The 25,388-nt window shown below is 60.9% G+C and carries 21 protein-coding genes; 10 read left to right on the forward strand and 11 right to left on the reverse strand.

The window, feature by feature from the left end; all coding sequences use genetic code 11:
- Positions 1–21: 21 nt before the first annotated feature.
- The 5 genes from rfbA to HMPREF9697_RS20960 all read right to left on the reverse strand — a co-directional run bounded on the left by rfbA (position 22) and on the right by HMPREF9697_RS20960 (position 5,010).
- On the reverse strand, positions 22–906 hold the full coding sequence (gene rfbA, locus HMPREF9697_RS12620; RefSeq protein ID WP_002717614.1) for a glucose-1-phosphate thymidylyltransferase RfbA: 885 nt from the start codon (positions 904–906) through the stop codon (positions 22–24).
- Positions 903–1,955, reverse strand: a complete 1,053-nt coding sequence (rfbB, locus tag HMPREF9697_RS12625) for a dTDP-glucose 4,6-dehydratase (protein WP_002717615.1) — start codon at positions 1,953–1,955, stop codon at positions 903–905. The genes rfbA and rfbB overlap by 4 nt, the downstream gene beginning before the upstream one ends.
- Positions 1,956–1,967: 12 nt before the next feature.
- Positions 1,968–2,516, reverse strand: coding sequence for a dTDP-4-dehydrorhamnose 3,5-epimerase (gene rfbC / locus HMPREF9697_RS12630; RefSeq protein WP_040308264.1), 549 nt, complete (start codon positions 2,514–2,516; stop codon positions 1,968–1,970).
- Positions 2,517–2,738: 222 nt separating this feature from the next.
- Positions 2,739–4,553 (reverse strand): ABC transporter ATP-binding protein, encoded by a 1,815-nt coding sequence (locus tag HMPREF9697_RS12635; RefSeq protein ID WP_002717617.1) that lies wholly within the window; start codon positions 4,551–4,553, stop codon positions 2,739–2,741.
- A gap of 55 nt (positions 4,554–4,608) precedes the next feature.
- Positions 4,609–5,010: a hypothetical protein gene (locus HMPREF9697_RS20960; RefSeq protein WP_147293895.1), complete on the reverse strand. Its 402-nt coding sequence runs from the start codon at positions 5,008–5,010 to the stop codon at positions 4,609–4,611.
- A gap of 64 nt (positions 5,011–5,074) precedes the next feature.
- Here HMPREF9697_RS20960 and HMPREF9697_RS12640 point away from each other — a divergent pair, with 64 nt between their 5' ends.
- Complete coding sequence (locus HMPREF9697_RS12640; protein WP_002717618.1) at positions 5,075–6,175, forward strand: glycosyltransferase family protein; 1,101 nt, start codon at positions 5,075–5,077, stop codon at positions 6,173–6,175.
- Here HMPREF9697_RS12640 and HMPREF9697_RS12645 read toward each other — a convergent pair.
- Together HMPREF9697_RS12645 and HMPREF9697_RS12650 are read right to left on the reverse strand one after the other, a co-directional pair.
- On the reverse strand, positions 6,165–7,913 hold the full coding sequence (locus HMPREF9697_RS12645) for an NADPH-dependent assimilatory sulfite reductase hemoprotein subunit (protein WP_002717619.1): 1,749 nt from the start codon (positions 7,911–7,913) through the stop codon (positions 6,165–6,167). The two genes, HMPREF9697_RS12640 and HMPREF9697_RS12645, sit on opposite strands and share 11 nt — an antisense overlap.
- Before the next feature lie 11 nt (positions 7,914–7,924).
- Positions 7,925–9,754, reverse strand: a complete 1,830-nt coding sequence (locus HMPREF9697_RS12650) for an assimilatory sulfite reductase (NADPH) flavoprotein subunit (protein ID WP_002717620.1) — start codon at positions 9,752–9,754, stop codon at positions 7,925–7,927.
- Between the two features lie 623 nt (positions 9,755–10,377).
- Between HMPREF9697_RS12650 and HMPREF9697_RS12655 the strand changes: the two genes are divergently transcribed.
- Positions 10,378–11,994 carry a PAS domain-containing sensor histidine kinase gene (locus tag HMPREF9697_RS12655; protein WP_002717621.1) on the forward strand — a complete coding sequence of 539 codons (1,617 nt, stop codon included), beginning with the start codon at positions 10,378–10,380 and terminating at the stop codon, positions 11,992–11,994.
- Between the two features lie 55 nt (positions 11,995–12,049).
- Positions 12,050–12,424 (forward strand): hypothetical protein, encoded by a 375-nt coding sequence (locus HMPREF9697_RS12660; protein WP_002717622.1) that lies wholly within the window; start codon positions 12,050–12,052, stop codon positions 12,422–12,424.
- Here HMPREF9697_RS12660 and HMPREF9697_RS12665 read toward each other — a convergent pair.
- The 3 genes from HMPREF9697_RS12665 to HMPREF9697_RS12675 form a co-directional block, all read right to left on the reverse strand.
- Positions 12,421–13,101 carry a polysaccharide biosynthesis/export family protein gene (locus HMPREF9697_RS12665; protein ID WP_002717623.1) on the reverse strand — a complete coding sequence of 227 codons (681 nt, stop codon included), beginning with the start codon at positions 13,099–13,101 and terminating at the stop codon, positions 12,421–12,423. The genes HMPREF9697_RS12660 and HMPREF9697_RS12665 overlap by 4 nt on opposite strands.
- Before the next feature lie 120 nt (positions 13,102–13,221).
- Positions 13,222–13,878, reverse strand: a complete 657-nt coding sequence (msrA, locus tag HMPREF9697_RS12670) for a peptide-methionine (S)-S-oxide reductase MsrA (RefSeq protein WP_002717624.1) — start codon at positions 13,876–13,878, stop codon at positions 13,222–13,224.
- Between the two features lie 66 nt (positions 13,879–13,944).
- Positions 13,945–14,262, reverse strand: a complete 318-nt coding sequence (locus tag HMPREF9697_RS12675; protein ID WP_002717625.1) for a hypothetical protein — start codon at positions 14,260–14,262, stop codon at positions 13,945–13,947.
- Positions 14,263–14,590: 328 nt separating this feature from the next.
- On the opposite strand from HMPREF9697_RS12675, the gene rpsT reads away from it, so the two are divergent.
- The 7 genes from rpsT to HMPREF9697_RS20170 all read left to right on the forward strand — a co-directional run bounded on the left by rpsT (position 14,591) and on the right by HMPREF9697_RS20170 (position 23,889).
- Positions 14,591–14,857, forward strand: a complete 267-nt coding sequence (gene rpsT, locus HMPREF9697_RS12680) for a 30S ribosomal protein S20 (protein ID WP_002717626.1) — start codon at positions 14,591–14,593, stop codon at positions 14,855–14,857.
- 375 nt (positions 14,858–15,232) lie between these two features.
- The gene (locus HMPREF9697_RS20965) at positions 15,233–15,409 is read left to right on the forward strand and encodes a hypothetical protein (RefSeq protein WP_157223250.1); all 177 of its coding nucleotides are present in this window, start codon (positions 15,233–15,235) and stop codon (positions 15,407–15,409) included.
- 680 nt (positions 15,410–16,089) lie between these two features.
- Positions 16,090–17,523, forward strand: a complete 1,434-nt coding sequence (dnaA, locus tag HMPREF9697_RS12685; protein WP_002717628.1) for a chromosomal replication initiator protein DnaA — start codon at positions 16,090–16,092, stop codon at positions 17,521–17,523.
- A gap of 171 nt (positions 17,524–17,694) precedes the next feature.
- The gene (dnaN, locus tag HMPREF9697_RS12690; protein WP_002717629.1) at positions 17,695–18,810 is read left to right on the forward strand and encodes a DNA polymerase III subunit beta; all 1,116 of its coding nucleotides are present in this window, start codon (positions 17,695–17,697) and stop codon (positions 18,808–18,810) included.
- Between the two features lie 178 nt (positions 18,811–18,988).
- Complete coding sequence (recF, locus tag HMPREF9697_RS12695) at positions 18,989–20,125, forward strand: DNA replication/repair protein RecF (protein WP_002717630.1); 1,137 nt, start codon at positions 18,989–18,991, stop codon at positions 20,123–20,125.
- 240 nt (positions 20,126–20,365) lie between these two features.
- Complete coding sequence (gene gyrB, locus HMPREF9697_RS12700) at positions 20,366–22,798, forward strand: DNA topoisomerase (ATP-hydrolyzing) subunit B (protein WP_002717631.1); 2,433 nt, start codon at positions 20,366–20,368, stop codon at positions 22,796–22,798.
- A 164-nt stretch (positions 22,799–22,962) separates the two neighbouring features.
- A complete protein-coding gene (locus tag HMPREF9697_RS20170) occupies positions 22,963–23,889 on the forward strand; it encodes a glycosyltransferase family 2 protein (protein ID WP_002717632.1) in 927 nt (308 codons plus the stop codon).
- Here HMPREF9697_RS20170 and HMPREF9697_RS12710 read toward each other — a convergent pair.
- On the reverse strand, positions 23,881–25,173 hold the full coding sequence (locus HMPREF9697_RS12710) for a lipopolysaccharide biosynthesis protein (protein ID WP_002717633.1): 1,293 nt from the start codon (positions 25,171–25,173) through the stop codon (positions 23,881–23,883). The two genes, HMPREF9697_RS20170 and HMPREF9697_RS12710, sit on opposite strands and share 9 nt — an antisense overlap.
- Positions 25,174–25,388 lie beyond the last annotated feature (215 nt).

The raw sequence follows: 25,388 nt of genomic DNA on the forward strand, positions 1-25,388 counted from the left end.
ACAGAATATCCGCAGCGCCCGTTACAGGTCGTTCTCGGTTTTCAGTACATGCTGCAGGTACAGGCCGTATCCGCTTTTGCGAAGCGGTGCGATAAGACGCGTAAACTGGCCATCGTCGATCCATTTCTGCCGCCATGCGATCTCTTCCGGCGAAGCAATCTTGATACCCTGACGTTCTTCGAGCGTTGCAACGAACTGGCTGGCATCGAGAAGGGACTGATGCGTGCCGGCGTCGAACCAGGCGAATCCTCGGCCCATGATCTCGCCGTGGAGATTGCCGGCTTCGAGATAACGGCGATTGAGATCCGTAATCTCCAGTTCGCCTCGCGCCGAGGGCTTCAGGTCGTGCGCATATTCAACCGCATGGTTGTCGTAGAAATACAGACCAACGATGGCATAATTTGATTTGGGCTGCTTCGGCTTTTCTTCAATCGCGGTCACGCGTCCCTGACGGTCGAAACTCGCAACGCCGTACCGTTCGGGATCCTGAACGTGGTAGGCAAAGACCGTGGCGCCATCGCTGCGTGTGTTTGCAGACTGGATGAGCCGCGTCAGGTCGTGGCCGTAGAAAATGTTGTCGCCCAGCACCAGCGCCGATGGACTGTTACCTATGAATTTTTCGCCGATAATGAAGGCCTGTGCGAGTCCATCTGGAGATGGTTGAGGAGCGTAGTTGAGCGAGAGACCCCATTGGCTTCCATCACCGAGCAGCCGCTGGAATAACGGCAAATCCTGAGACGTCGAAATAATCAGAATCTCGCGAATACCGCTCAGCATCAGCGTCGACAATGGATAATAGATCATCGGCTTGTCGAAGACCGGCAGGAGCTGTTTCGAGACGACCTGTGTCGCAGGATGAAGCCTTGTGCCGGAGCCGCCTGCGAGAATGATGCCTTTGCGAGTCATGCGATTGCGACTCCAAGCCGTTCGCCGCGATAGACGCCGGAGCGGATGCGTTCCCACCAATTGCGATTGGCCAAGTACCAGGCAACCGTCTGGCGCAGGCCCGACGCGAAGGTTTCGCTGGGCCGCCATCCGAGCGATGCGTTGATCTTGTCGGCGTTGATGGCGTAACGGAAATCGTGACCGGGCCGGTCGGTCACGAATGTAATCAGTTCCGCGTGCGGCGTGGATTTCGGCGACAGCTCATCCATCAGCGCGCAGATCGTCCGCACGACATCGATATTCTTCATCTCTGCGCCACCACCGACATTATAGGTGCTGCCGGGCTTGCCTTCGCTAAGAATGAGATCGAGCGCGGCGACGTGATCCCCGACATACAGCCAGTCGCGGACATTCTCGCCACGGCCATAGACGGGAAGCGGCTGTTTCTCCAAAGCGTTCAGGATCGTCAGAGGGATCAGCTTCTCCGGAAACTGAAACGGGCCGTAATTGTTCGAGCAGTTGCTGATAATCGTCGGCAGGCCATAGGTGCGGTGCCAGGCACGAACGAGGTGATCCGAGGATGCCTTGGTGGCTGCGTAAGGCGAATTCGGCGCGTAGGGTGTTTCTTCCGTGAACGCGCCCTCGTTCCCCAGTTCTCCATACACTTCATCCGTCGACACGTGATGAAACCGGAAACGCTCCTGACGCGCTCTGTCGAGTTCATTCCAATAGGCTCGCGCGACCTCGAGCAGCGTATGCGTCCCCTGGATATTCGTGCGGATGAAAGCTGCAGCCCCGTCGATCGAGCGGTCGACATGGCTTTCCGCTGCCAGATGCATGACGGCATCAGGCCGGTATTCGCGAAAAATCCGGGCGATCAGGGGCTGATCGCAGATGTCAGCTTTGATGAAGTTGTAGTTCGGCGCCTCGGCGATGGAGTTCAGCGAATCAAGATTGCCCGCATATGTCAGAGCATCGACGTTGACGACTTCGACTGACGATCGACCCGCGAAATGGCGAACGACTGCAGAGCCGATAAATCCCGCACCGCCGGTGACCAATAACTTCATCGACCGTGTCCGTTAAAAGATTTGAGGAAGGTCGCGAAAGGCCGGCAACTTTCCATCCTTTTCGGAGAGATGGACCTCTGATTTGCTCGGCCAATCAATAGCAAGATCGCGATCGTTCCACAAAAGACCCCGATCATGCTCCGGAGAATAATAATTGCTGACCTTATAAATGACCTCGGTGTCTGGCTCCAACGTCATAAAGCCGTGGGCGAACCCGACCGGCACCAGAATCTGATTCCATGCGTCAGTGGAAATGACAGCGCTAACGTGCTGGCCGTATGTGGGCGAACGGCGGCGAAGATCCACCGCGACGTCGAACACCGCCCCCCGCACCACGCGGACGAGCTTGTCCTGCGCGAACGGAGGAAGCTGGAAATGAAGCCCGCGCACGGTATGAACCGCGGAGGACAGTGAGTGATTGTCCTGCACAAATTCGATATCGATACCGGCTTCGGCAAAATCCTTCCGGCTATAGGTTTCTGAAAAGAAGCCACGAAGGTCACCGAATTTGCGCGTCTTGATGAGCTTGACGCCTTCCAAACCCAGATTTTGAATTTCTATCGCAGCACTTGCCAAAATTCGTCTATCGCCCGTGTGATCTGTGGTCTGAATGAGACTTGGAATAAGCTCGGGCTCACACTAATGGACACCGGCGATTCATGAAAGCGGCGATTGTTCCGGGGGCACCGCCGTCATCGCTGCCTGACCGCAACAGACGGGATTTTCTGCAAGATTGAGCGAAATCAGCCCTGATGGCCACCCCGCCACAATCCGCCAGTCTTTTTATCCGCCAGCTCTGGCCAATACCGCATCAGCGGTTTCGTCACTCGATTCACGCTGCTGCAACCGAAAGAAGGCTGCATAGCGGCCGTTCCTACGAAGCAGTTCATCATGAGGGCCCGATTCGACGACCACGCCGCCTTCGATCACGAGGATCCGGTCGGCACGTATGATCGTATGAAGCCGATGCGCGATAACGATCGTGGTGCGGTCCTTGCAGAGATGCGCGATCGCCTCCTGCACGAATTTTTCCGACTCGGAATCCAGCGCCGCCGTGGCTTCGTCAAGCAGGATGATCGGCGCATCCTTGATCAGGGCGCGCGCGATGGCAACACGTTGCCGCTGCCCACCCGAAAGTTGGGTGCCGTGCTCACCGACCGGCGTGTCATAGCCGAGCGGAAAGCTCGAGATAAAATCATGCGCATAGGCCGCCTTCGCCGCCGCCACGATGTCATCCTGCGTTGCACCGGCTTTTCCGAAAGCGATGTTCTCGCGGATCGTGCCCCGAAACAGATAAACGTCCTGCCCGACATAGGCCGTCTGCCGGCGAAGCGAGTTCCGCGAGCACTTCGAGATATTCTGATCGTCGATCATCAACGCGCCCTCGCCGGGCTCATAGAACCGGAGAAGAAGCGACAGGATCGTCGACTTTCCGCCGCCCGATGGGCCAACCAGTGCGGTGACTTGGCCCGGCTCCGCGACGAAATTCATCGACTTCAATACCGGATCTGCCGGACGGTAGGCGAACGTCACATCGCGAAACTCGATCTGCGACCGCGTAAGCTTCAGCGCGGGCTTGTCACTGTCATCCGGTTCCGACGCCGGCCTGTCTATAACGTCGAGCAACATCCGCGCACCGACCATCAGCCCGCTCAGATCTATATTGAGACGGGCCAAGCGCTTCGCCGGCTCATAAGCCAACAGGAAGGCGGTAATGAAAGAGATGAACTCTCCCGGCGCGGCGTTCGTGGCGATGACGCGATAGCCGCCATACATCAGCGCACCGGCGATCGCGATGCCGCCCAGCATCTCCATCAGCGGAGCGGAACTGTTGGCGACCTTCGCCATCCTGTTAGCACGCGCTTCCAGTTCCGCGACGCTCCCGTCGACCCGTCGCTGCATCGCCTCCTCGAGGGTGAAGGCCTTCACGGTACGGATGCCCTGAAGCGCCTCCTGAACAGCTTCCATGATAAAGGCGCCGCTGGTGAACTGACCTGACGCGATCTGCCTGATCAGGCGCACGAGCTTGCGAACGAACAGGAACATCGGCGGCGCGATGACGAGGCTGAGCAGCGACAGCAGGGGATCCTGCGTCACCATCACGATCACAAGCCCGATTAGCGTCAGGAGGTCACGTCCAGCAGTCGTAATCAGCAACGACAGGATTTGCGTAATGGAGGCCGCACCGACCACAAGTCTGTTCAGATGATCTGACGAATGGGATTGCGAGAAAAAGCCGACGCTTTCCTGCATCAATTTTGCAAACAGCTTCCGCTGATTGTTGGCGAGAATGGCATTGCTGATTCGCGACAGGATAACCGCCTGCCAGTACGTCGCGATTCCCTTGGCCGTGAAAAGACAGATCACGATCGCCGACAACGTCATGATGCCGCTGACGTTGCGATAGACATAGGCTTCGTTGATGACCTTGCCAAATAAATAGGCCGAGCCGGCGCTTGCCGCAGAGCCGATCGCCATCAGGACAAACACAACCACATAGCGCCGCCAGTACACGCGTCCCTGTTCAGTCACCAATCGCTTGATAAGCTGAAACATTCCGTAGGGATCATTTGTGATCTTCGAGGAAGATCGCGCCATAAATTGTCCGATCGAATGCAGCGGCTCGTTTCATTGCCCGTTGCAGCGCCGGTTTTCAAGACAAACAGGCGGAAATTTCGCAAGGAATCCCGGCCTGCGAACCGTTGTGGCCGCCCGTCCGACCATTCGCGACCGAGACAACCAGACGCGCGAGAATATCGGCGACAAGGTTCTTTCTCGCCTTCTTCTTGAATCTCGCGACCGACGTGGCCGCGATGGATCTGTGTAGAAAGCTGCCTGCCGACGCCCCGACATCGACGCGGAAGCAGTACGCCGCGCGCCCAAAGATTCCCCGCCCTCTACAAAAATACCAGACGGGAGCGGCATCACGCGCTAAAACATTTTTAAAACGTGGCATTTTCAGGCATGGGCAATCCACCGCTCCTTTGAGGCCTTTATTTGAGTCCTTTGTCGGGGCCCATTCTCCTGCGGCGAAGATCGACAGGCGGCGTTCCATATTTTTATTATGACCCATTTCCCAAATAGCTTATGTTTGAATCACGAAACCTGCCGGGATGGCGATGCTTTTTTCTCATTCTCATTTCAAATATCGACTCGATACCGAGCCGTCTGTTCTGGCCCTTTCGTCGGACACCGAACTGAATGAGATTCGCGTCCGGCCTTTTCTTGCAGCCCTCCTTGCCCGCGGCGTGATCTCCGACTTTCAGTTTGCGGACCGCAAGATGAACTTGACGGGGTGGCACAAGGATTTTGCCTTCACCCACATCTGGTGTCATCGCAACGTATCGACTGCGCAATATCGCTTCTTGCGGAAGCATCAGCATGTTCCGATCATTTATGATATCGACGACCTCCTGACCGCAGTCCCCGATTTCGTCAAAAACAGGCCGCATGTCGTCGAACGCATCCGCTGGTGCCTCGAGAACGCGCAAGTCGTCACCACGTCCACGGACGCGCTCAGATCGCACCTGCTGTGCGACCAGCACTCAACCGACAAAATCATAACCCTGAAAAACGGCCATCTGGGCCACGAACCACCGCCTCGGACGATTCAAAAGAAGATCATCTGGACGTCGGGCGATCACCCGTTCATGCTGCGTAAAAGCCCTGAATTCACCGGCAAGCTCGCGAACATCGCCAATCACCATGATTACGAGGTGATCTTCATCGGCCGCTTCAATCCCGCCATGGGGCAGCAGTTCAAGCGTTGGCGATACATTCAACGGCTGGACGTCAATTCCTATCGGGAATTCCTGCGATCCTTTGGCGGATCGATCGGGCTCGCTCCATTGCCGTCAGGCTTGTCGACGCACAATCAACAATTCTTCGACGCCAAGTCGGACATCAAGCTGCTCGATTACATCTCGAACGGCCTTGTACCGATCTGCACGAGCACGCCACCCTATGCCAACTCGGAGCTCTACGTGCCGGAGCTCGGTGCGGACGACCCGGACGGACTTCTGCGCAAACTCGATCTCTGCATCCAGGATCATGCGGGCTGGCTCGAACGGATGGATATGAGATTCCATCGCAATGGCGCGCTTGACGAGCGGCGGTACAACAACCTCTCACGGAAACTGGACGTCATCTTCACACGACATGAAGATGACGTCGCAAGCAAACCCGGCCCATCGCCAGCCGCGGCAGCGCTCAGTCGTTGAAGTAACGCCCCTCCTTCACCTCCGCGACGTAACCCGCGCGAATGGCGAAGTCCCCGAAATGCTCACCATTCTTGCGCTCGCGCGCGAAATGACCGAGCACCTTGTCGAGCGCCTCCAAAATCGCTGGCTCGCCGACGTTTTCGAGATACATCTTGTTCAGACGCTCACCGTGGAATCCGCCACCGAGGTAGAGATTGTATTTGCCCGGCGCACGCCCGGTCAGCGCGATCTCGGCGATATAGGGCCGCGCGCAGCCGTTCGGGCACCCAGTCATGCGGATCGTGATCGGCTCGTCCTTGAGGCCGTGCGCATCGAGCAACGTCTCGATCTTGGTGACAAGGTCAGGCAAGTAGCGTTCGCTCTCAGCCATCGCGAGAGCGCAGGTCGGTAGCGCCACGCACGCCATCGAGTTGAGCCGCAGCTTGCTGCGAGTCTCGAACTCGTCGAGCTTGTACTCCTTCATCACCGCTTCGATCGCGGACCGATCCTCCGGAGCGATGTCGGCGATGGTGAGGTTCTGATTCGGCGTCAGCCGGAAATGGCCTTTGTGAATGCGGGCCACCTCGCGTAGTCCATCCATCAGCGGATAGCCCGGCCGGTTGATGACGCGGCCGTTCTGAATGAACAACGTGCAATGCAGACGGCCATCCTCGCCGGTGATCCAGCCGAGTGGATCGCCGTTCGAGGTGAAGGTATATGGTTTCGCCGGAGCAAGGTCGAAGCCGAGCCTGTTCTCGATCTCGCCCTTGATCCAGTCGAGGCCTTTGTCATCGATGGTGTACTTGAAGCGCGCATGCAAGCGGTCGGTGCGGTCGCCATAATCGCGCTGCACCGACATCACCGCGTCGATCGCCGGGATCACCTTGCCGGCATCGACATAGCCGATCACGCTCGCGAGCCGCGGATAGGTCTTCGGGGCTTGGTCCGTGCGGCCGAGGCCGCCGCCAATGGCAACGTTGAAGCCCTTGAGCTTGCCGCGTTCGACGATGGCGATGAAGCCCAGATCCTGCGAGTAGACATCGATGTCGTTGCTCGGAGGAATCGCGAAACCGATCTTGAACTTGCGCGGCATATAGGTGCGCCCATAGAACGGCTCCTCGCTGCCGTCCGGCACCGACTTGACGGTGGAGGGGTCACGCTCCTCCTCGTACCAGATCTCGCGATAGGCGCCGGTACGATGCAGGGCATGCTCGCTCGCCTGCTTCGCGAGGGCGTAGACGTCGGCATGCGCCTTCGAGACCAGCGGGTTCACTGTGGCCATCACGCCGCGGGTGTCGTCGCCGCAGGCCGCCTTGGTGTCGAGCAGCACTTCGCGCAGCCCCTGCAACGCCGGGCGCAGATTATGCTTGAGTACGTGATGAAGTTGGAAAGTCTGTCGCGTGGTCAGGCGCACCGTATCACCGCCATAGGCGCGGCCGAGTTCGTCGAGCTTGAGCCACTGACTCGGGCTGCAAACGCCGCCCGGCAGGCGCACGCGCGCCATGAACGAAAAAGCGGGCTCCAATTTTTGACGGCGGCGCTCGTCGCGAATGTCACGGTCATCCTGCTGATAGATACCGTGAAATTTCATCAGCTTGTTGTCGCTCGGATCGACCGACAGCGTGATCGGATCCGCAAGACTCTTCGCGATCGTGCCGCGTAGCTGATCGCTGTTGGCCTTCAGCGTCTCATCGGGGCCGAGCTTGTCGAGCGGTTGCGACCGATCGCGACTGCGATCAACTTGAACTTTCACATCCATCACATGCGCCTTTAGTAAACGTCGAGCAGATAGCGGCGGTCGCGCTGCAACTCGGTGAGATATTCATTGGCGGCCTCGCGGCTCAGTCCGCCGTGGGTTTCGACGATGGCGGCGAGCGCCGCATGCACGTCGGGCGCCATGTGCGCGGCATCGCCACAGACATAGACCTGCGCGCCCTCTTCAAGCCACGCATAAACATCGTGGCCCTGCTCGTGCAGACGATCCTGGACGTAGACCTTGTTCGCGCCGTCGCGGGAGAAGGCGACATCCATGCGGCTCAGTGCGCCGCTCTTGAGCAGAGCCTGCCATTCCACTTGATAAAGGAAGTCGCTGCGGAAATTACGTTCCCCAAAAAACAGCCAGGAGCGTCCCGATGCCGCCTCTGCCTCGCGCTGTTGCATGAAGGCGCGGTAGGGCGCGACGCCCGTGCCGGCGCCGATCATGATGATCGGAACATCATTCGCCGGCAGATGGAAATGCGCGCTCGGCTGGATATAAACCGGCAGCGTGGCATCCTCACCCGTCAGAGAGGCGAGATAGCCTGAGGCCACGCCCGCGCGCGGCGCGTCGTGCAGATTGTAGCGTACGGTGCTGACCGTGAGGTGGACCTCGTCCGGCGCGGCCGCGAGGCTCGATGCGATCGAATAGAGCCGCGGCTGCAGCGGACGCAGGCCCGCAAGCAGCGTTGCAGGCTCGATGCCCGACGCCGGGAAGCGGTTCACGATGTCCAGAACATGATGATTGTGCAGAAACGCAGTGCGCGCCGCGCCCTCCTCAGGACTGCGCAGCCGCTCCAGCTCAGATGCGCCGGTGACGGCGGCCCAGTGGTCGAGGAAGCGCGGAGTCGCCGCCGTGATCTCGAAGGCGCTGCCGAGCGCTTCATGCAGCGGCAAGGTCCGCTGTTTCACCGTCACGGGCGTATCGGCGTTCAGTTTGAGTTTCTCGATCAGGGTCGCTACCAGCGCCGGATCGTTGCGCGGCACCACACCGAGCGCATCGCCCGGCTGATAGGTGAGGCCCGAATCGGCGAGCGACAATTCGATATGCCGCGTCTCCTTGCTGGAGTTGCGCCCCGTCAGCACGATGTTATCGATCACGCTTGCGATAAACGGATTCTTCTTATCAAAAGATGCCGCTTGCGCAGGAGTAACGGCAGACGAACCCCCCGCCGGTGCAACGGTGGATACCTGCGCGGCTGGCGCAAGACGACGCAGCACGTCGGTGTGCCATGCTGAAGCTGGCTCTTCGTAATCGACGTCGCAATCGACGCGTTCGGCGATCCGCTGGGCGCCCAGCTCTTCGAGACGGCGATCGATGCGCTTGCCGGCCTCGCAATATTTCTCATAGGTGGAATCGCCGAGCGCCAGCACCGCGAAGCGCAGTTGCGGCAGTTTCGGCGCCTTGCGGCTTTCCAGAAACTCGAAGAAGCCGACGCCAGCCTGCGGCGGGTCGCCCTCGCCGTGGGTCGAGGTGATGACGACGAGATCCTCCTCATCCTTCAGGGCGCGTACCTTGTAGTCAGCCATGCTGGCGGCGCTGGCATTGATGCCCTGTGCCTTGGCGTCCTGCGCGAGCGCCTTGGCGAGCGCCGCGCTGTTGCCGGTTTCGCTGGCGTAAAGAACGGTCAAGGTCCGGCTGGCCACCGCAGGCGCGGGCGTAGCAACCGCCGGCGGCTCGGCCAAGGCCGTTCCACCGCGAGTTCCGAGGCGGAAAGAATCGCTGACTCCGGAAAAATAACCGCTGATCCAGGTCGCCTGCTCAGGCGACAAGGTGGTCGCCAGCGAGCTGATCTGCTGCCACTGGTCTTCGGAAAGGGCCGGGCCGGGGAATACTTTTGTCATCGCAACCTTGCTCTCGATGCAGCACGAACCCGTCGGCTCGCGGAGGCGCCTGTCGTCTCGAAAAGCCGCTGCAGGACCGCTCGCCTGCACGCCATTTCGGCGAAGGACAACGCCGTTGTGCATCTTCATATGGGGCAATGCAAACGCGAGACGAGGTTTGGTGGCGATCGCAAAAAATCAAGTTATGCTTGCGAGAGAAGGCCTTTTTGCAACGACACGATGGAAGAAAACGTCCTTACTGCGCCCCGGACCGCAGCGAGAATATCCTTCTGTCGGAACCCGGCATTGACCCTTCCGCACCATCGAAAAATTTTTTTTGAGAGGCTGCGAAACGCGGGCGGCGCTTCCCGATTTCCGGAATTTCCGTGGCGGATCTGCGCAAGGACGCTGTCCCTTAAGCCCAGACCCCACTCCTCCGGCCCGGACCGAGTAAGCCATCGCCGCCGCCCTTGATCCAGAGACGGATCAGCGCGTCCGCCCAATGCTGCGGCCGGTAACCATCCGGGCGATTTTCCCGCCTCAAGCCGCCGGAAAAAGCTGGAACGAACAAGGCTTGCCGATGTTAGTAAGGCCAGCGCGGCTTCCAGGAAGCCCCGTCGTTTCAAAGGGTCTTTTTGAGGGTCATGGAATTCTCCGACCATTCCGCCGCGTCCCAGATAGAAGATGGCCGTTACCGCCTGCTGGTTGAAGCAGTGACGGACTACGCCATCTATATGCTCGACCCCAGCGGCATCATCACGAGCTGGAATCCCGGCGCACAGCGCTTCAAGGGATATGCGGCTAACGAGATCATCGGCCAGCACTTCTCCCGCTTCTATCCCGAAGCCGACCGCAAGAACAGGCTGCCCGAGCGGGCGCTGGAGACGGCGCGGCGCGAAGGCAAGTTCGAGAGCGAAGGCTGGCGCGTGCGCAAGGACGGCACGCAGTTCTGGGCTTTTGTCGTCATCGATCCGATCCGGGCACCCGACGGCAGCGTGGTCGGCTACGCCAAGATCACGCGTGATCTCACCGAGCGCCGCAACGCGCAGATCAATCTGGATCAGCACCGCGAGGCGCTGCTGCACTCGCAGAAGATGGAAGCCATCGGCCAGCTCACCGGCGGCATCGCGCACGATTTCAACAATCTGCTGATGGCAGTGATGGGCAGCCTCGAATTGATGCGCAAACGGCTGCCGGACGATCCCAAGCTCCACACCCTGCTCGAGAACGCGATGCAGGGCGCGCGGCGCGGCTCGACGCTGACTCAGCGCATGCTCGCCTTCGCACGCCGGCAGGACCTCGTGCAGGCCGCGATCGATATTCCCAATTTGATCCGCGGCATGACCGAACTGCTGCAGCGATCGCTCGGCCCGTCCATCGATATCCAGACGCAGTTTCCGCTAGCCATCGCACCGGCACTGACGGACGCCAATCAACTCGAAATGGCACTGCTCAATCTTGCAGTGAACGCCCGCGACGCCATGCCGGATGGCGGCCGGATCGTGATCGCCGCACGAGAGGAAGACATTCCTGAGGAAAACAAGCTGGCGCTCTCACCGGGACGCTATGTCTGCCTCAGCGTCGAGGACGGCGGCAGCGGCATGGATGCGGACACGCTGCGCCGCGCAGCCGAACCGTTCTTCACCACCAAGGGCCCGGGCAAGGGTACCGGTCTCGGCCTTTCGATGGTGCATGGCCTGACCGAACAATGCGGCGGCCGTTTCGTATTGCAAAGCGCCACCGGCAAGGGCACCACCGCCGAATTGTGGCTGCCGGTCGCTACATCGACACTCTCGGCCACACAACAAACGTCGCAGATCACCCGGGTTGCCCCCGGACAGGAATCGATGGTCGTGCTCGCGGTCGATGACGACACGCTGGTACTGACCAATACCATCGCGATGCTGGAAGACCTCGGTCATATCGGGGTTGCCGCCTCCTCGGCGCAGGAAGCGCTCGATATTCTGCGCAACCACGACGGCATCGACCTCGTCATCACCGATCAGGCGATGCCGCACACGACCGGCCTGCAACTAATCCAGGCCATCCGGGCACAGTGGCCCGCACTTCCCGTGATTCTCGCGACCGGCTACGCCGAACTCGAACCTGGTGCGGGCGACGACGTGGCGAAACTGGCAAAGCCTTTCACCCAGGTCGAACTGAGACGCGAGATCATGGAAGCAGGCGGCTACGTCCCGCGCAATGATGCGACCAAGGAAGCGGCGCAGATTCTGCCATTCCGGCAGGGCGCTGCGTCCTGATCTGTGGCCGGCAATTCCCGCTTGCCTTCAGGCGCGGGAATGCAACAATCGCAGCATGATGAAATCCGCTCTCGTCTCACGCTCCGCCATGCTCGCGTGCTGCGTCACACTCGCGATCAGCACCGCCCTGTCCTCGCTCGCGATGGCGCAACAGGACGCACCGCAGCGGCCATTCACCTCGACACTGTCGAACACAGCGCCGCTCACATTCGGCATGGACGCTGAAAGCGCGGCTGCGGCACTCGGCACGCCTCTGACTTATGTGCGCGGATCGCCCGGCAACGAGACCTTCGTGGTTATCCGCATGGTCAATGGCGAGGGCTTTCTGTTTCGCAAGGACCCGCTCTATCTGCAATTCCGCCACGGCCGCCTCACCGGATGGAAGGGCGACTGGAGCCGCGACTGGCTTGGTAAATCGCCGCTGTTTTAAAACCAGCGCTCGCCGACAAGGATGGTATCGCCCGGCTTGAGCGTGGTCGCGAGCGGCACGGTCGCGGTGAGCGGCCCTGCGGGATAAGTCCGCGTCAGCTTGACATCCTGCCGCTGCGCACGCGGCGTAAAGCCCCCGGCGATCGCCACCGCGCTCTCCGCCGTCATGTTCGGCACATAGGGATACTGACCCGGTGCCGTGACCTCGCCGAGAATGAAGAACGGCCGATAGGCTTCGATCTCCACCGCCACATAAGGCTCGCGGATATAGCCATGCTTCAGGCGCGCGGTGATGACGCCTGCAAGTTCGGCAGGTGACAGTCCCTTTGCGCGCACACCACCGATCAGAGGCATGGTGATGGAGCCACCGGCATCGACCGCATAGGTGTTGGTCAGCCCCTCCTGACCAAAGACGACGATGCGCAACTTGTCGCCGGCATCCAATCGGTAAGGTCCTTCCGTCGCAGCATAGGCATTAGCGACGGTCGCAGGCATCGCCGCGTTCGCGGACATCGCAGCTGGCGCACAGCGCGGCGGCGCGCAAGGCGCAGTCTTGTAGATCAGCGCGTCCAGATTGGCACGCGGGGCCACGACCGGAGGCGCAGCAGTACGCATGCAGCCCGACACCGCGAGCGCAAGCAGACCAACACCAATCAATGACACGCGAAACGGGCGCACCAAACGCTCCGGGCTTGCCCTTTCTCAAGAAAGGGTTTGTCCCGGTGTGCAGCATTTATGGTTAACAAAGGGTAAGTGACGCGACATCGGCGCTTTCCCGGGCGGGAAAGCGCCCTCTTCTCAGGCCGTGATACCGGTACCGATCTGGCAGGAGACGCCGGTACCGCCGAGGCCGCAATAGCCTGCGGGATTCTTGGCGAGGTACTGCTGATGATAGTCCTCGGCGAAATAGAAGTGCTCCAGCGGCGCGATCTCCGTCGAAATCGCCGAATAACCCTTCTCCGCCAACGCTTTTTCATAGGCGGCCTTTGACGCGAGCGCCGCCTTCATCTGCGCATCGCTGGTCGTATAGATCGCCGAACGATACTGAGTGCCGATATCGTTGCCCTGACGCATACCCTGCGTCGGATCGTGGCTTTCCCAGAACGTCTTCAGTAGCGTCTCGTAGGAAATCTTCGCCGGATCGAACACCACGAGCACCGCTTCGGTGTGCCCTGTCATGCCGCTGCAGGCTTCTTCATACGTCGGATTGGGCGTGACGCCGCCGGCATATCCGACCGCGGTGACATAGACCGCATCACCGAGCTCCCAGAACTTGCGTTCCGCGCCCCAGAAGCAGCCGAGCCCAAACACCGCGCTTTCCAGCCCTGCGGGATAAGGCCCTTTCAGCGCATGGCCGTTGACGAAATGGGTGCGCGCTGTCGGGATCGGCGTCGGCCGCCCGGGCAGAGCCTCGGCGGCGGTCGGAATGGCAAGCGGCTTGCGGGAAAAGAACATGGCGGTCTCCTGCGCTGTGACGAGGATATAGGTACTACGCAGGCGACGGCGAGAGGTTACGTCCGCTCAGTCACGCCCATAGCCGATCAGCGGCTTGGCCGGGCGGCACAGCACCAGCAGCGCGATGCCGAGAACACCGAGCACCACGCAGGTCGGCTGATGCAGCAGAACCTTGACGACGTGATCCCAGAGGAAGGCCGACGTCTCCTCGACTTTCGCCTGAAAGGCCCGCTGGCTCGCCTGATTGATGTCGTTCCAGAAGTCGCCGAGGCGGGTCAGGCGCAGGGTCTGATCGGCGATCGAGCGCGCGCCGTCATAGACCAGAAAGATGAAAGCCCCCGCCAGCAGCAGCAGACCGATGAGGCGAAACAGACCGCGGATCATGAGCCCCCCTTGCCAAGACGAAGCGGCAATACCGGGCAAAGCCATAAAATTCAACCAAATCCGCCCGATTTTCCTCGAAACCGGGCTGTTCCAGGGCCTGCGAAGTCGTTGACGGTCGAAAGTTGCGCCCTTATAAGGGGCCCCAATCTGGCGGCGGAGAAATCCGGCCGCCGCTGTTCTTTGAGGCACGCCTCATTTGTCTGACCAACGGTCTGACAGGCGCAGGCTTCCGGGACGCGGAACATCAACACTATCGCATCGGCCGCGTGGCCGAGCACGACCAGCCCGGCCTCTTTAACGGAGCGCCGCCGAAGGACGCAAAGAGACCATGGCCAATACTACCTCCGCCAAGAAGGCGACCCGCAAGATTGCCCGTCGCACCGCGATCAACAAATCCCGCCGCACCCAGATGCGCGGATCGGTTCGTCTGGTCGAGACCGCGATCCAGAAGGGCGACCGCGCCGCGGCCGTCGAGGCGATGAAGCAGGCCGAGCCGCAGCTCATGCGCGCCGCCCAGCGCAACATCATTCACAAGAACAATGCGAGCCGGAAGGTGTCGCGCCTCACCGCGCAGATCGCCAAGCTCGCGAAGTAACCAAGTCAACCATTCCTGCTTCAGCAGAATGGATCGAAGGCCCGGCATCGCCGGGCCTTTTTGTTTTTCAGATTGGTCTCTTCGGATCGTTGTTTTCTTCGAACTGCGCGTCGCCCTGCACACCATCGCCATGCGGCGGCTCGTCACACATCGCAACGCAGCGCGCAAAAAGCAGACACTTACACCTCGCACATGCGCACCGCATCTGCGCGGCAGCACGGTTTCGCGCTGTCAATAGCTTCACCTCACACGCACAGCCGCGCACCGAAAGTTACCCTGCTGCAATGAACAGAAATTAGCGCGACTCGATAATCACTTATCGGCATAGCGTGACAGACCACTTCGAAAGCACGGCGGCGCTCAGGTGAATCGTAAATGATTTATGAATTTTTTTTGGCGCGCCCGGCTTTTGTGACAGCGGATGACGTCTGCGAATCTATGCGGAGATTCAAAAAGTTGGCGAAGCACATCGCGACCTTCACCGACATCGCGCACACGCCGCGCTGGTTTTTTCGTCACGCGCTGAAAATCATTCCGTTGCGGGAAGTTTAGCCTCGTGTATCTCTTAACCCGTCGCGGCGCCCCGCGACTGATCGGATCGAACGGTCTTTGAAGCAAAGAACTGTCGAACGAAAGGTCAAGGGCGGACGTGCAGATCAAGGTGCAGGTTAGCGACGCTTCCTCAGCGATGACGGAGAACTCGACTCACACGGTTTGTGAGATTGGCTTGCTATGTCGAATTCGTCTTCCTCGCACCGGATCACCGGGACGGGAGAAAAGCCGGAGCACAGAGCAGCCGCCTTCGTCGACGCAGGGGATGCAGAGGAACGTAGGGCAAGCGGGTCAAGACGGCAAAGCCAGAAGGCGTTAGGCGCCAGGCTGCCGCGATTTAAAAACTGGAATGACACGAGCTCGCTGCGACCCACGCAGTGAGAGGGGGAGTACTATGCCTTTCGAGACGTCCTTCGACATCGGTCTTCGCTCCACAACGGCAGACTCTGCGACGGCAACTGGCCCCACTGAAAGGCACCCCACGCGCACCCTGCGCTACTGCGTGCTGCGCCCGCCCAGTCCGCATTTAACTCCGCGCTGACTTTCCCGCTTTCGTCCCCGAATTCAGTGACCGCCGCCGGTGCGTTCGCGCCGAACGCGGAACTGTCTTCGACGAAGCGCCAAGGAAGCATTTTATTCGCCAAACCAACCAGAAACTTCAAACGAGAAAAGCAAACGAAATGGCAATCGCTGAAGGCATCGAACAGGATCGTTGGACCCGAGTGAAGGGGCGGCTGCGCTCCACGGTGGGAGAGGATGTTTATTCGAGCTGGTTCGCGCGCATGGATCTCGAGCGCGTCGGTGGAGAGAGCGTGCATCTGTCGGTGCCGACGCGCTTTCTCAAGAGCTGGATCCAGACCCATTATGCCGACCGGGTGCTGAGCTGCTGGCAGGCGGAGTTGCCGGAGGTGAGCCGGGTCGATCTCACCGTGCGCACGCCAGTCCGCGCGCCGGTCGTCGCCAAGGACGTCAAGGCGAGCGTCGAGGAACGGCTGAGCGAGCACGAGCATCGCGGTCCTTCGGAATTGCGCGCGGTCGCGACCGTGCCGGTCTCGGCCAGCCATGAGGCGCTCGGTGGCTCGCCGCTCGATCCGCGTCTGACATTTGCAACTTTCGTCGGCGGCCGCTCCAACACCCTGGCACTCGCCGCCGCACGTCAGGTGGCCGAAGGCCGCCGCGGCGACAATGTGATGTTCAACCCGCTCTATATCCATGCGGGCGTCGGCCTCGGCAAAACTCACCTGCTGCAGGCGGTGACCTGGGCCGGCAATTCCGCCGATCGGAAGGTTCTGTACCTGACCGCGGAAAAATTCATGTACGGCTTCGTCGCCGCGCTGAAGACGCAGACCGCGCTGGCCTTCAAGGAAGCGCTGCGCGGCATCGACGTGCTGGTGATCGACGATCTGCAGTTCCTGCAGGGCAAATCCACTCAGGCCGAATTCTGCCATACGCTCAACGCGCTGATCGATGCCGGCCGTCAGGTGGTGATCGCCGCCGACCGTCCACCGTCCGATCTGGAGAGCCTCGACGATCGCGTCCGTTCGCGCCTCGCAGGCGGACTCGTGGTCGAGATGGGCGCGCTCGGCGAAGAGCTGCGCCTCGAAATCCTCAAATCGCGCGTCTCGGCTGCCCGTGTGCATCACGCGAGCTTCGACGTGCCGTTGCCGGTGCTCGATTATTTGGCGAAGGCCATCACCCATAACGGCCGCGACCTCGAAGGCGCGATCAACCGCCTGCTCGCCCACTCCAAGCTCAACTCTACGCCGGTGACGCTGGAAATGGCGGAGCGCGAAGTCCGCGACCTGATCCGCCCGCAGGAGCCGCGCCGTGTCAAGATCGAGGACATCCAGCGCGTCGTCGCACGGCAGTACAATGTCAGCCGCTCTGACCTCCTTTCCTCGCGCCGTACCGCCAATGTGGTGCGCCCGCGGCAGGTCGCGATGTATCTCGCAAAGACGCTGACGCTGCGCTCCCTGCCGGAGATCGGACGCCGGTTCGGCGGCCGCGACCACACCACCGTGCTGCACGCGGTGCGCAAGATCGAAACGCTCGTCTCCAAGGATGTGACGTTGTCCGACGAGGTCGAACTGCTGAAGCGGCAACTCCAGGAATAACGGAAATCCAGCCGTTAAATCGGCCGGCTCTCTCTTGCACTGTGCCGCCAATCACGGCACCTTAACCGCCCCGCGACGGGGGCCGGGCACATCGCCCCGGTCCCCTTGCGGTGTCATGACCGGCGCGCCCACAGGGCTGCCCGGTTTCCCAACGATCGATGGCGGAGTGTCATGAAAGTTACGGTCGAGCGCGCGCAACTGTTGAAGTCTCTGGGACACGTTCACCGCGTGGTCGAACGGCGCAACACCATTCCGATCCTCGGCAACGTCCTGATCCGCGCCGATAGCCGGCTGAGCCTGAAGGCGACCGACCTCGACCTCGAAGTCACCGAAACGCTGCCGGCGGAAGTTGCCACCGGCGGCTCCACCACCGTGCCCGCGCACATGTTCTACGACATCGTACGCAAGCTGCCCGACGGCTCCCAGATCGTGCTGGAGAGCGACGGCGAGCGCTCTGTGCTCGCGATCCGCGCCGGGCGCTCGCGCTTTACACTGCAGACGCTACCGGAGAGCGATTTCCCGGATCTCGCGGCGGGCGAGATGACCCATTCGTTCACGCTCACCGCCGCCGACGTGAAACGCCTGATCGACCGCACGCAATTCGCGATCTCGACGGAAGAGACACGCTACTATCTCAACGGCATCTATCTGCATGCTGCAGGCTCGGCCAAGGAGCAGACGCTGCGCGCGGTCGCAACCGACGGCCATCGCCTCGCGCAATTCGACCTGCCGTTGCCCAAGAGCGCCGTCGGAATGCCGGGTGTCATCGTGCCGCGCAAGACCGTCGGCGAAGTGCAGCGCCTGATCGAGGACACCGAAGCCGAGATTTCGATTGAGCTGTCGCAGGGCAAGATCCGCTTCACGCTCTCCAATGTGGTGCTGACCTCGAAGCTGATCGACGGCACCTTCCCCGATTACGGCCGCGTCATTCCGCAGAACAACGAGAAGGAACTCGTCGTCGACAAGCGCGACTTCGAGGCCGCCGTCGATCGCGTCTCCACCATCTCGAGCGAACGCGGCCGCGCCGTGAAGCTCGCGCTGTCGGCAGGCAAGCTCGTGCTGTCGGTGGTCAATCCGGATTCCGGCAGCGCCACCGAAGAGCTTGAGGTCGACTATGCCTCCGATCCGCTCGATATCGGGTTCAACTCGCGCTATCTGCTCGACATCGCAGCCCAGATCCAGGGCGACGCCGCGGTGCTCAAGCTCGCCGATCCCGGCTCGCCGACGCTCATCCAGGACAAGGCCAACCGCGACGCGCTCTACGTGCTGATGCCGATGCGGGTGTAAGGTTTTTCCTTCTCTGATGCGCTTTATTCGTCATGCCCGGCCATAGCCGTTCGAAGAACGGCGTTGCTTCGCTTCGTCTATAGTGCCGGGCATACGCGTCTTTGCCATTCGATGTCTGGAAAGTATTCAAGACGCCGACGGCCGGGACACGCCCGACCATGACGAACATAAGTTACCCATGATCCTCTCCCGCATCCTGCGCCTCAGTCTCACGCAATTCCGCAGCTATCGCGCGGCAAGCGTTGCGCCGCGCAGCGATCTCGTGGTGCTGGTCGGCCCGAACGGCGCAGGGAAAACGAACTGCCTCGAGGCGATCTCGCTGCTCGCGCCGGGACGCGGATTGCGCCGCGCGCGTTTCGAGGACATCGCCAACCGCACGGGCGACGGCTCCTGGGCCGTCGCGGCGGAGGTTGAAGGTGCAGGCGGGCTTGCCACGCTCGGCACGGGCATCGACGCCCCCACAGGCGAGGGCACCTCGCCGCGCCGCGTTCGCGTCGATCGTGAAGCCGTATCCTCCGCAAGCGCCTTCGGCGAGCATTTACGCATGGTGTGGCTCACACCGTCGATGGACGGGCTGTTCACCGGCCCCGCCTCGGAACGGCGGCGCTTCTTCGACCGTCTCGTGCTCGCGATCGACAAGGACCATTCCAGCCGCGTCTCCGCGCTGGAGCGCTCGCTGCGTTCGCGCAATCGCCTCTTGGAGGATCGCAATTTCGATGCGCACTGGTGCGAGGCGATCGAACGCGAGACCGCCGAGCTTGCTGTTGCTGTCGCTGCCCAGCGCGGCCATACGCTACAGCGGCTCAGTGCAATGCTCGCGGCGCGCGGCGCGACCTCGGCGTTTCCGTCGGCCCGCATCACGCTCGACGGCTGGATGGAAAACGCGCTGATGAGTGAGCCCGCCACGGCGGTGGAGGACCACTATCGCGATATCCTGCGCAAGAGCCGCCTGCTCGATGCGGCCGCCGGGCGCACACTGAACGGCCCACACCTCACCGATTTGCATGTGATCTACGCGCCGAAGGACATGCCCGCGAAAGAAGCCTCCACCGGCGAGCAGAAGGCGCTGCTGATCGGTCTCATCCTCGCGCACGCAAGCCTCGTCGCCGAAATGACCGGAATCACACCGCTGTTGCTGCTCGACGAAGTGGTCGCGCATCTCGATCCGCGCCGCCGCGCGGCCTTGTTCGACGAACTCGCAACGCTCGGCGCACAGGTCTGGATGACCGGCGCGGACCCCGCCGCATTCATGGAAGCCGGCGCCCGCGCCGATCGGTTCGAGGTCGAGGACGGGGCGATCAAACCGGCCCGATAGGCGTCCATTTCAGCCTTTCCGCGCACCTGAAAACCGCCTTCGAAGGAGCCGCGAATCAGGCTTTTTGCAAGCCCTCGAAAGGCCTGTTCGCGGCCTTGAAAAATGGTCAGAAAATACTATTTTTTCAATAACTTGAAGGCACCTACTTTGTCCTAGGCTCTGGCCTGGTTTCGTGCCACAAATCAGCGCTTCGCGGCGTCTTTTTTTCAGACGCGCGTTCGTTACCCGCAAAGGTTTCTCATGACCGAACCCGCTCGCCAGCAGACCCCCGAATCCGTGGCCGCCGAATACGGCGCCGAATCGATTCGGGTGCTGAAAGGCCTCGACGCGGTTCGCAAGCGGCCGGGCATGTACATCGGTGACACCGATGACGGCTCCGGCCTGCATCATATGGTCTACGAGGTCGTCGACAACGCGATCGACGAAGCGCTCGCGGGCCATGCCACGCGCGTCGAAGTGACCCTCAATCCGGACGGCTCGATCACCGTGTACGACGATGGTCGCGGCATTCCGACCGGCATCCACAAGGACGAAGGCATTTCCGCAGCCGAGGTCATCATGACCCAGCTTCATGCCGGCGGAAAATTCGACCAGAACTCCTACAAAGTGTCCGGCGGCTTGCACGGCGTCGGCGTCTCGGTCGTCAATGCGCTGTCGAGCAAACTCGCACTGCGCATCTGGCGCGACGGCAAGGAACACTATATCGAGTTCAAGCACGGCGACGCGGTGGCGCCGTTGGAAGTGGTCGGCGATGCCAATGGCAAGCGCGGCACGGAAGTCACGTTTCTCGCCTCGCCCGAGACATTCACCCACACCGAATATGATTTCGACACGCTGGAGCATCGCTTGCGCGAGCTCGCCTTCCTTAATTCCGGCGTCAACATTCTATTGTCGGACAAGCGTCACGCCGTCGAGCGGCGCGAGGAACTGCATTACGAAGGCGGCGTCGAGGCCTTCGTAAAATTTCTCGACCGCAACAAGAAGGCCGTGGTCGATACGCCGATCGTGATGCGCGCCGAGCAGAACGGCATCAGCGTCGAAGTCGCGATGTGGTGGAACGACAGCTACCACGAGAACGTGCTCTGCTTCACCAACAACATCCCCCAGCGCGACGGCGGCACCCATCTCGCCGGCTTCCGCGGCGCGCTGACACGCCAGATCACCGGCTATGCCGACGGCATGGCGAAGAAGGAAAAGATCGCGCTCACCGGCGATGATTGCCGTGAAGGCCTCACAGCTGTCCTGTCGGTGAAGGTACCTGACCCAAAGTTCTCCTCGCAGACCAAGGACAAGCTCGTCTCCTCCGAAGTCCGGCCCGTTGTCGAGAACGTCATCAACGCCTCGCTCTCTGCCTGGCTCGAAGAACACCCCACCGAAGCCAGGACCATCGTCGGCAAGGTGGTCGAGGCGGCGGCGGCGCGCGAAGCCGCGCGTAAGGCACGCGACCTCACCCGTCGCAAGGGCGCGCTCGATATCGCCTCCCTGCCCGGCAAGCTCGCCGACTGTCAGGAACGCGATCCGGCGAAGTCCGAACTGTTCATCGTCGAGGGCGATTCCGCAGGCGGCTCCGCCAAGCAGGGCCGCAACCGCGAATTCCAGGCCGTGCTGCCGCTGCGCGGCAAGATCCTCAATGTCGAGCGCGCGCGCTTCGACAAGATGCTGTCCTCCGAGCAGATCGGCACGCTGATCACCGCGCTCGGCACCGGCATAGGTCGCGACGATTTCGATCTGTCGAAGCTACGTTATCACAAGATCATCGTGATGACGGACGCCGACGTCGACGGCGCGCACATCCGCACGCTGCTCTTGACGTTCTTCTTCCGCCAGATGCCGTCGCTGATTGAAGGCGGGCACCTCTATATCGCCCAGCCGCCACTCTACAAGGTGACGCGCGGCAAGTCCGAGCAATACCTCAAGGACGAGCGCGCGCTCGAGGATTATCTGATCGAAACCGGGCTCGACGATTGCACCCTCAAGCTCGCTACCGGCGAGGAGCGTAAAGGCCGCGACCTGCAGACGCTGGTGGAAGACGCCCGCACCATTCGCGGTCTGCTTGCCAACATCCACTCGCGCTATAACCGCGCGGTGGTCGAACAGGCCGCGATCGCGGGTGTGCTGAATACCGGCGTGATCGGCAGCCCCGAAACCGCCAATGCTGCTGCGGATTACATCGCCAAGCGTCTCGATGCGCTCGCGGATGAAGTCGAGCGCGGCTGGATCGGCACGTTCACCGAAGGCCAGGGCTTCACGTTCGAACGCACCGTGCGCGGCGTGAAGGAAGTAGCAATGATCGACGACGCGCTACTGTCTTCCGCCGAAGCGCGCAGGCTCGACGATTTCGCGGCTGCGCTGCAGGACGTCTATCCGCGCAGCGCCGTGCTTCGCCGCAAGGACTCGGAAACGCCGATCCACGGCCCCGTCAGCCTGTTCGAAGCCGTCACCGATGCCGGCCGCAAGGGCGTCGCCTACCAGCGCTACAAAGGCCTCGGCGAGATGAACCCCAACCAGTTGTGGGAAACCACGCTCGACACCAACGCGCGATCGCTGCTGCAGGTGAAGATCCGCGAGGTGGATGCCGCCGACGATATCTTCACCAAGCTGATGGGCGACGTCGTCGAGCCGCGCCGCGAGTTCATTCAGGACAACTCGCTCGACGCGAATGTGGACGTGTAAGTTTTCGATCCCCTGCGTTCTGGAACCTGCTGGCGTCACGAAACAGGTTTGCCACGGCGGCTAACCGTCCGTTAACGCAACTGCACGCCGCGCCCATGGCGGCACGTCTGCGCGCGCCCACAAACTTTTAACTGCCGTTTGCTAGTCAGGGGTCCCGAAGCGGCATGGGCACGCCTGCCCAAAACGCCACCGAGACCCCTGTGATGCAATCCGTCGCCGTCATTGTCGCCGCCTACAACGCGGAAAGCACGATCGTCGCTTCGGTCGAAAGCATCCTGCTCGGCACGACACCATGTCACATCTATGTTGTCGACGATTGCAGCAGGATTCCCGCTGCGACCGCCCTTTCGCATCTGGAAGACCGGATCGAGATCATCCGTCTCGATCAGAATGTCGGGCCTGCCGCTGCCCGCAACATTGCGATCGACAGAGCAATCAAGGCAGGTTTTGAATTCATCGCGATCCAGGACGCCGACGATATCTCGTTTCCGACTCGCCTCGAAAAGCAGATCGCATTCATGCGCGGCCACCCGCGTGTCGGCGCCTGCGGCACATGGACATGCCTGCTGGACGAAAACCTGACCGGCGCTTTCTCGCCCGAACTGGAGGCCAAAGCTGTCGCAGTCCGGGAAACGAAAAAAATCGGCAACTTCGGCACATGGACATTGCTGTTCGACGAGCAGTCGCAGCGGACGGTCCATCTGTTTTCACGCGTGACAGACCCGAAGGATGTCCGCAACACGATGTTCTTCAACATCGGCCTGTCGCATACATCGGCGGTTATGCGGAGTGAAGCGCTCAGGAAAGTCGGACTCTATTCAACCGATTATCCCGCTGCGGAAGATTACGAACTGATGCGCCGGATCGGCACGCAGTTCGATCTCGCGAACATTCCGGAATGCCTCGTGCATTACCGGATTTCGCCGGGCGGCATTTCGCAGAGCCGCCGCCGCCGCCAGTTGTACGACCGTCTCATGATCCAGGTGAAATACTTTGAAGTGACGCAATGGCGCGCTTGGGTCGGCGCGGCGAAAACGCTGGCGACGATGGTCATTCCGCGTCAGCTCAAGGACATGATCCGGTCAGCCTGACGATTGCGTAATCGCGCTATTTGGCGTCTGCGCGCTTCGGCGGCTCAGAACCAGCCGTGGGATGATCAGCAACACCCCTGTGAACAAGTACGCCAGGCTCGCGCCTCCCAGACCGAACAGCGGAATCAGCACGGCATAGAGGGCCGCCGACAACGGGACGGCTGCCAAAGCGATGATCGCTATGGCGCGATCATGATGAAGCGCGACCAGAACATAATTGTAGCTGTCGACGCCAACCCGGAACAGGGTCGCGGCTACGATGATCCAGAATACGGACAGATGCTCTGCCAGCAACGGCCGCCCCACATAGGGAATGAGAAACGGCAAAGCGACAATCAGGGCAACCCCCAAAGACACCGCAAAGCCGGCCGTGCGCAGCTCGACCCGAGCCAGCAACTCGCGAAATTCCGAGATGCTCTCCCGGGCGGAACGGACGAGATTCGAGAGATAGGGGAGGAAGATGGCGGAGAGTGAAAGATTATGGATCACATTGGCTATCGACCAGAAGAACGTATAGACGCCCGTCAATTCGAGGCCGAGCAAAAGCGAGACCAGAAAGCGATCGATGTAGAGATTCGTCGCGACGCTCATGTCCTTGAGATAGAACGGAACGCTCTGCGGAATGCCTTCCGTGAGCAGCCGGGTATCCAGCCGCACATATCTCCACGCGCCGCGGCGCGTGACAAAGGCCGCGAGAACAATCCACATCAGTACAAGGCCGGCAAGCCAGCCGGCGATCAGCATCTCCAGCGTTCGAGTCGACGGCACGAGCAGGCCGAGGGCGATCACGCCGATCGGCCATAGTCCGGCGCGAAGAAAGAACAGCACGTTCGACAGCACCACATGACCGCGATAGGTCAGCATGATGGCGGCGTCATCAGACAGATGTTCAAGCAGCGCTACGCCGCTGAATAGCATCAGAACCGACCAGGGCACAGGCGCGCCCATCACGGCGTTGACGACATAGACGATCGCCTGAAGAACTAGATTGAATCCCACCGACAAGACCAGCCGCGTGGCCATCAGCGGACCGACGCGGGCAAGCGTTGAGCGTGCCGCTTGCCGGCCGATCCAGTCATTCGTACCGAAACCCGCAAAGGCAGGCAGTATCGTGGTGCCGGCCACCAGCAGCCCGTAGATGCCGAGTTCGCTCAGGCCGAGATAGCGCGCGGTATAGAGTGACAACGCGAATTTCGAGACCGTGTTGAGGCCACGGATCGCGATGAGCAGTAAGGGAGTCATGAGGTTCGACCAGTTCAGGTCGAACACATTTGCGCGTTTCATAGTTAAGAGGCCTGACAGGCGGCTATCATGGATGGTTTCGCAAACTTTATCATGCCATCCGCATGATGAATCTTAAGAGCGAGGAGCCGACTGATCGGCGCTGTCCGGCAGTGTTAAGAAATCCATAACGAATGGGCATGCCGGCACTGCAGAGTGTCCCGAAAGTTTGTTCACGACACCTCGCTCAACGCCAACCTGATCAACGCTTCATCTCC

This window comes from Afipia felis ATCC 53690 (assembly GCF_000314735.2).
Taxonomy (GTDB): Bacteria; Pseudomonadota; Alphaproteobacteria; order Rhizobiales; family Xanthobacteraceae; genus Afipia; species Afipia felis.